At 72.3% G+C, this 6391-nt stretch carries 4 protein-coding genes; 3 read left to right on the top strand and 1 reads right to left on the bottom strand.

What is annotated here, in order from left to right:
- Window positions 1-364 precede the first annotated feature (364 nt).
- Window positions 365-1702, bottom strand: coding sequence for a right-handed parallel beta-helix repeat-containing protein (locus tag ACH4EW_RS25900; RefSeq protein ID WP_398260757.1), 1338 nt, complete (start codon window positions 1700-1702; stop codon window positions 365-367).
- Window positions 1703-1759: 57 nt separating this feature from the next.
- Here ACH4EW_RS25900 and ACH4EW_RS25895 point away from each other — a divergent pair, with 57 nt between their 5' ends.
- From ACH4EW_RS25895 to ACH4EW_RS25885, 3 genes are all read left to right on the top strand, one after another.
- Window positions 1760-2971 carry a Dyp-type peroxidase gene (locus ACH4EW_RS25895; protein WP_398260755.1) on the top strand — a complete coding sequence of 404 codons (1212 nt, stop codon included), beginning with the start codon at window positions 1760-1762 and terminating at the stop codon, window positions 2969-2971.
- 276 nt (window positions 2972-3247) lie between these two features.
- Window positions 3248-5236 (top strand): hypothetical protein, encoded by a 1989-nt coding sequence (locus tag ACH4EW_RS25890; protein WP_398260753.1) that lies wholly within the window; start codon window positions 3248-3250, stop codon window positions 5234-5236.
- Entirely contained in the window at window positions 5233-6381 is a 1149-nt protein-coding gene (locus tag ACH4EW_RS25885; RefSeq protein ID WP_398260751.1) for an aminotransferase class V-fold PLP-dependent enzyme, read from the top strand. Before ACH4EW_RS25890 ends, ACH4EW_RS25885 begins: the two co-directional genes overlap by 4 nt.
- The last annotated feature ends 10 nt before the right edge of the window (window positions 6382-6391 follow it).

The raw sequence follows: 6391 nt of genomic DNA, 5'->3' as shown, positions 1-6391 counted from the left end.
GGCCGGATCGGGCGGGTTCGCGGACCAGCGGTTCGCGGACCCGCCCTCCTGCGTGACCGACCGACGAGAGAAGGCGACTGCATGGCTCGGAAGAGAAAGACCAGCGGCCGTACGCCGCGTCGGACCCGCTGGTTCAGAACACTGATCGCGCTCTCGGTGTGCGGCGCCGCACCTACACGACCGATCCCCTGGACGCCGGACTCCAGTTGCTGATCGAACTCGGCGCGGACCGCCCCGACAACCCGCTGTTGCTCGCGCAGTCCGGAGCTCGCTGGCTGGAGCGTGAGCGCATCGACGGCCACCCCCGACTCACCCTTCACGGCGGCATGGTGAAGCGGGGGACGAGTCCAGCGGAGCACCGTACTCAGCGCGAGTGCGGTACGACGTCCACCTTCTTCGGGAGCGGGTACGCTGCCGCGTCGACGACCCCCGGCAGGCCGGTCGCCGGCCTGCCCGGGACCGTCGGGTCCGGCATGGACGGCTGAGCGGGCGGGGCCGGCACCTGGCTGAACGGAACGCCGGGCGGCGCCTGCACCGGCGCCGCCCGGCCGGCGGGCAGCGCGCCCCGGCCGCGGGTGCCGCAGCCCGCGCGACCCTCCAGGCGGTCCGGGCTCTGGGTATCGGGCCGGTTGCCCGCGAAACAGTTGGTGGGGTCGGCCGAGGCCAGCACGAGGTCGGTTCCGTTGCCGGTGACGCGGTTGCCCTCGACACGATTGCCGCTCGCCGGATGCCCCGGCGGGTCGGTGACGACCACCCCGGCCGCCCGGTTGCCCTGGACCAGGTTGCGCTGGACGCGGTTCGCGGTGCCGCCACCGATGCCGATGCCGATGCCGAAGGCCCCGTCCGCCTGCTGGGGCGTGTCGGCGGCGTTGTTGTCGGCGACCACGTTGCCCGCGATCAACGCGCCGTGCTGCGGGGCGAGGGCCTCCAGGTCATTGGAGTTGACCGTGACGCCGACCCGGTTGTGGGCGACGTGGTTGCCCAGCACCGACAGACCGTCCGAGGCATTGGTCATTTCGATGCCGACCGCGTTGCGCTCCACGGTGTTGCCACGGACGACGGTTTCGCATGGCTTGCACTGGCCGACGTAGATGCCCGAGTCGGCGTGCCCGGAGGCGTAGGAGTTCTCGATCACGCCGCTGCGCGCGTCAAAGGCGTAAATGCCGTACAGGCCGTTGTTGTAAGCCGTCACCCGGGTCGCGCGGAAGCCCCGGACGGGAGGGAAGCGGGTGGTGTCCAGCGGGTCGTAGGCGGAGCCGCCGGCGCCGCGCTGTTGCAACCGCTCGTCGGTGACGCCGGTGAACAGCACACCGTTGGCGAGGTAGCCGTGCACGGTGAGGTTCTCGACCACCGAGCCGGCGCCGGTCACGGTGATGCCGTTGGCCAGACGCACACCGCCGTCGAAGACCACCTTGTTGCGGTCCGTTCCGCGCAGCACCACGCGGGGCTTGGTGACGCGCACGCTCTCCCGGTACACGCCAGGGCCGATCAGCACCGTCTCGCCCTCACGAGCGACGTCCACCGCCTGCTGCACCGAGGGGAAGTCCTGCGGAACGCGCAGCACGCTCCCGGCCGGATGCCGCGCGTCTGCGGACTTCGACTCCGTTTCGGAGCACCCGGTGGCCGCCATCGCGACCGAGACGACCAGCACCGACAGACGCAGCGCCGTCCGGAACACCGCCGGGGCTGGGGGGCGGTTCAACAGGCGTTCTGTAGACAGGATTTGCATGGCTGATGTTTTATCGTCTCCAATAGGCGTATGCCCACCGAACAGGGAAATGCGCAGGATCCGTCCCGACCCGCGGCAACCGGTTTCGGGCGGCGCCGGGTGCTGCTCGCCGGCGGAGCGGTGCTCGCCGCCGGGGTCGGCGCGGCGGCCGACGAACTGGTGAGGGACGACCGGGCAGCCGGCCGTGCCACCGCCGGCGCCCCGCCGACCGAGGCCGCGATTCCCTTCCACGGTGCCCGGCAGGCAGGTGTTACGACGCCTCAGCAACCGGCGACGCACCTGCTCTCCTTCGATCTCCCGAAGACCTCCGCCGCCACCGACCGGAAGACCTTGCGCAGCGTCTTCGGCGCGCTGACCCGCACGCTCGCCACCGCAGCCTCCGACGCCCCCCGGGACCCGCGACTCCGGGGCGGCGGCGCGACCCGGCTCACCTCCCTGGTCGGCGTCGGCCCCGCCCTCGCCGCCCGGCTCGGCCTCAACGTCCCAGCCTCATTCGGCGAGTTGCCGCCGTTCCCCGGCGACCGCCTCGACCCGCGCCGCAGCAACGGCGATCTTCTGGTCCAACTGTGCGCGGCCGACCGCTGGACCCTCACCATCGTCGCCGAACTCGTCGGCAGGGCCGCGCACGCCGCCGGTGCCGTACCGCGCTGGACCCAGTCCGGCTTCCTGCCCCACACGGCCCCGGGCACCACCCCGCGCAACTTGTTCGGCTCCAAGGACGGCACCGCCAACCCCGATCACGCGGCGGCCGAGGAGTGGGTCTGGGGCCCATCCGGAGACCACCGGAACGGCACCGTTCTGGTCTACCGCAGGATCCGCATGGACGTCACCGGCTTCGCAGCCCTCCCCGAGGGCCGGCGCGACCAGGTGGTCGGCCGCCGCGCCCGCGACGGCGCCCCCCTCAGCGGCACCACCGAGCATGACGAGCCGGATATCTACGCCAAGAACCCCGACGGTTCCTACGTCATACCCGCCACCGCCCACGTGCGTCTTACCAGCCCCCGCTTCGACGGCGGCGCCCGTATGCTCCGCCGCAGCTACAGCTACGACGACGGCCCGGCCGACCGCGGCCTGCTCTTCTGCGCCTTCATGCGCGACCCCGACCGGTTCACCCGCGTCCAGAACCGCCTGGCCGCCCGCGACGCCCTCAACCCCTTCCTCCAACACCGGGCCTCGGCCGTGGCCTACGTCCTGCCCGGCACCGCGCCCGCCGGGACTCTCGGCGAACAGCTCTGGACATGAGGTCCGCCTCGCTGCCTCCTCCTCAGCCTTGGTTTGACACCGGTCTCAGCTGTTTGCTCATGGTGCCCCCTCCTGTGGTACGGGCCGTGCTCGGTGGGCGGTCGCGTGGTGCGGTGCGCGGCCCACCTTGGCAGGCCGTGCCGGTAGGCGGTCGGCAGGGGCCACAGGAGACGACGACGTCGCAATAAAACACTGCGAGATCCGTTGTAATCCGTCAGGAAGGGTTGCTAGCGTGCCGCGTGCTCCGGGCCCCAACCCGAACCGGGAGAGAACTCGATGACGCGTTCCCGCATGGCGCTGCTCTCCGCCGTCGCGCTGTTCTCCTCGCTCGCTCCGCTCTTCCCCCTCACCGCGAGCCGTGCCGCCGCCCAGGCGCCCGCCATGCAGGCGTCCGCCTCCCCCGCCCTGGTCACCGTGAGTGACCCCGGCTTCGAAGCGGGCGGAACGGCCTGGGAGTTCACCCCCGGCACCGGGGTCGCGGGCAACAACCCGCACAGCGGACGCCGGCTGGCCTACCTCGATGCCGGCAGCGGCATGAAGGTCTCCCAGACAGTGACAGCGACCGGTTACGGCGCCTACGTCGTCTCCGCCTGGATCGCCACCGGCGGACCCGGCGGCCGGTACGTCCTGCGGGTGAACGGCACCGCCGCCGCCTCCCTGCCCCTGCCCGCCGCCGCCAACTACCGCCGCTACACACTCGGCGGGATCACCCTCGCCCCCGGCGACCGGCTGGAGATCGCCTTCGAGTCGGGGCAGGGCTGGCTGAACGCCGACGACGTCATGGTCTCCCCGGCGGCCCCGGCCACCCCCCGGATCAGCTCCAGCGACCCCGAGGTCGTCGAGATGTTCGCCTGGGCCACGCAGAAGGCGAACAGCTGGGTCCAGCTGCCCGGCACCCATGGCCCCCTCAACGCCGACGAACGCCAGACCGGCGGCACCGGGAGTGGCGTCTACGCCCCGTCCTACTGGGCCGGTTACGCCAACCGCAGCGGCTATTACTCGCGCGACATGGCCCACCAGCTCGCCGGCGCCGGAGTTCTCGGCCTTCACACCGAGAACAAGGAGATGCTGCGCGCCTTCGCCGCATCCGCCACGGCCGAGCACGCCTACTACCCGGTGTGGGCACTCAACTTCGACAACCGGACCTATCTGTCCATCGACTACCGCGGCCCCGACCGCTTCGTCCGCGAGGTGCCCGCCGTCTTCGAGCTGGTACAGAAGGCGGAGGAGGCGTACCGCTGGAGCGGAGACAGCGCCTACCTCGACGACCCGGCCCTGTGGGAGTTCTACCGGCACGCCACCGAGGAGTTCGTCACCCTCCACGACAGCCGGAAGGACAACGGCCGGGTACGCGTGGCCGAGGGCACCGGGCAGGGCATCTTCCAGGGGGTAGCCAGCTACAACGAGCAGAGCGACGAGCCGCTCGCCGAGGCGGGCGACGCCATCGGCTCCCAGTACCAGGCGTACCGGGCGATGGCCTCGCTGGCCCGCGCCAAGGGTGAGCACGAGACGGCCGCCCGCTTCGAGCGCCGGTCCCACGATCTCAAGACGTACTTCAACGCCACCTGGAGCGGCGGCGGTTCGGGCGCCGACATGGTGCGTGGCTATACCATCGACGGGCGCGCGCTGACCGGCTGGGGCAAGGAGAACAGCTGGTTCATGCCGATGAAGCAGCTCATCTCTCCCGGCCCCCGGCGCGAGGCGTACTTGGACTACATCGACGCGCAGGCCGAGGGCGAGGGACGACCCGACAACATCGAGGCTCTGACCTACCTCCCGGACACGTTCTTCGCCAACAACCGCGCGGACACCGCCTGGAAGTGGATGCGGCACGTCTACGCGCAGAAGGACGTCCAGCACGTCAACACCCGTCAGGGCACCAACGGCGACTACCCGGAGGTTTCCTTCACCCTCATCGGCCAGACCGTCCAGGGGCTGATGGGTGTCACCCCCGACGCCCCCGCCCGCGGCCTCACCACCCAGTCACGCCTGCCCTCCGGCATGGAGTGGCTGAGCGTCGAGGACCTGCGGATCGGTGACTCCGCCTTCACCCTGCGGCACGACACGGACCGCCGCTCGACCCTCACCCACGCCTCGGGCACCTCGCCCTACACGTGGGAGGCGCGCTTCCCCGGCGCCCACGCCGCCGTCAGCGTCGACGGGGTGCTCCGCCCGGCCCGTACCGAGGTGATCGACGGAGTGACCTGCACCAGCGTCCGCACCCGGGTGGCCCCGGGCCGGACCGTCACTGTCGAGGTCCGGTGACCGGGCCCGCGGCACCCGCCGCATTTCCCGGCGGCGCCGGGCTGTTCCGGCTCGGCTCGCACGTGGCCCATCTCAACCACGGGTCCTTCGGCGCCGTTCCGGTCCCCGTCGCCGATGCCCACCGGCGGCTGGCGGCGGAGGCCGCAACCGACCCCGACGCCTTCTTCCTCGGCCTCCCGGACCGGCTCGCCGAGGCCAGGGCCCGTATCGCGGCCCATATGAGCACGGAACCCGAGGGCGCCGCCTTCGTGACCAACGCCACCGAGGGCGCCAACCTGGTCCTCGACTCCCTGCGTCTGGCTCCGGACGACGAGGTTCTGGTGACCGACCACGGCTACGGCACGGTCGTCGCGGCCGCCGCCCGCCGGGCCCGCGTCGTCACCGTTGCCCTCGACCCGGCGCTGCCGGACGAGAGCGCGGTGCGCAAGGCGGTGCTCGGTGCGCTCACCGCCCGCACCCGAGTCGCCCTCCTCGACCAGATCAGCTCGCCCACCGCCCGCTTCATCGCCACCCCCGGACTCCTCGCCGACCTCGCCGAGCGCGGGGTGACCACCGTGGTCGACGGCGCCCACGCCCCCGGCATGCTCGCCGAGCCCCTGGCCGGCGGGCCCGACTTCTGGTTCGGCAACCTGCACAAGTGGGCGTACGCTCCGCCGGGCAGTGCCCTGCTCGCGGTGTCCCCCGCGCACCGGGAGCGGGTGCCCGCGCCCGTTCCCTCCTGGGAGGACGACCGCGGCTTCCCCCGCGCGGTCGAGTACCGGGCCACCGCCGACTACACCGGCTGGCTCGCCGCCCCCGAGGGCCTCGACCTTCTCGCGGACCTCGGCCCCGAACGCGTGCGCGCCCACAACAGCGCTCTGGCGGGCTACGGCGCCGAACTCCTCGCCCGACTCCCGGGCGTGACCCCGCTGCCCGCCGACAATCGCCTCGCCATGCGTGCCCTGCGCCTGCCGCCCCGCCTCGCCCGCACCCATGCCGAGGCCGCCTCCCTGCGCGAGGAGATCGCGGCCCGGCTGGGCTGCCGGGTGCTGATCTGGCCCTGGCCGGGCGGCGGCGGCATCCGGATCTGCGGGCAGATCTACAACCGGCCCGCAGAGTACGAACGCCTCGCCGTGGAACTGCGGTCCCTCCTGGACGGGCGGTGACATCCCGGGG

Source organism: Streptomyces sp. NPDC018000 (assembly GCF_044328025.1).
Taxonomy (GTDB): domain Bacteria; phylum Actinomycetota; class Actinomycetes; order Streptomycetales; family Streptomycetaceae; genus Streptomyces.
The sequence above is the reverse complement of the archived record's forward strand: the minus strand, read 5'-3'. Positions and strand labels throughout refer to the sequence as shown.

Coding starts and splice junctions, on each gene's coding strand:
- ACH4EW_RS25895 (WP_398260755.1), top strand. CDS start 1,760: ATGCCCACCGAACAGGGAAATGCGCAGGATCCGTCCCGACCCGCGGCA.
- ACH4EW_RS25890 (WP_398260753.1), top strand. CDS start 3,248: ATGACGCGTTCCCGCATGGCGCTGCTCTCCGCCGTCGCGCTGTTCTCC.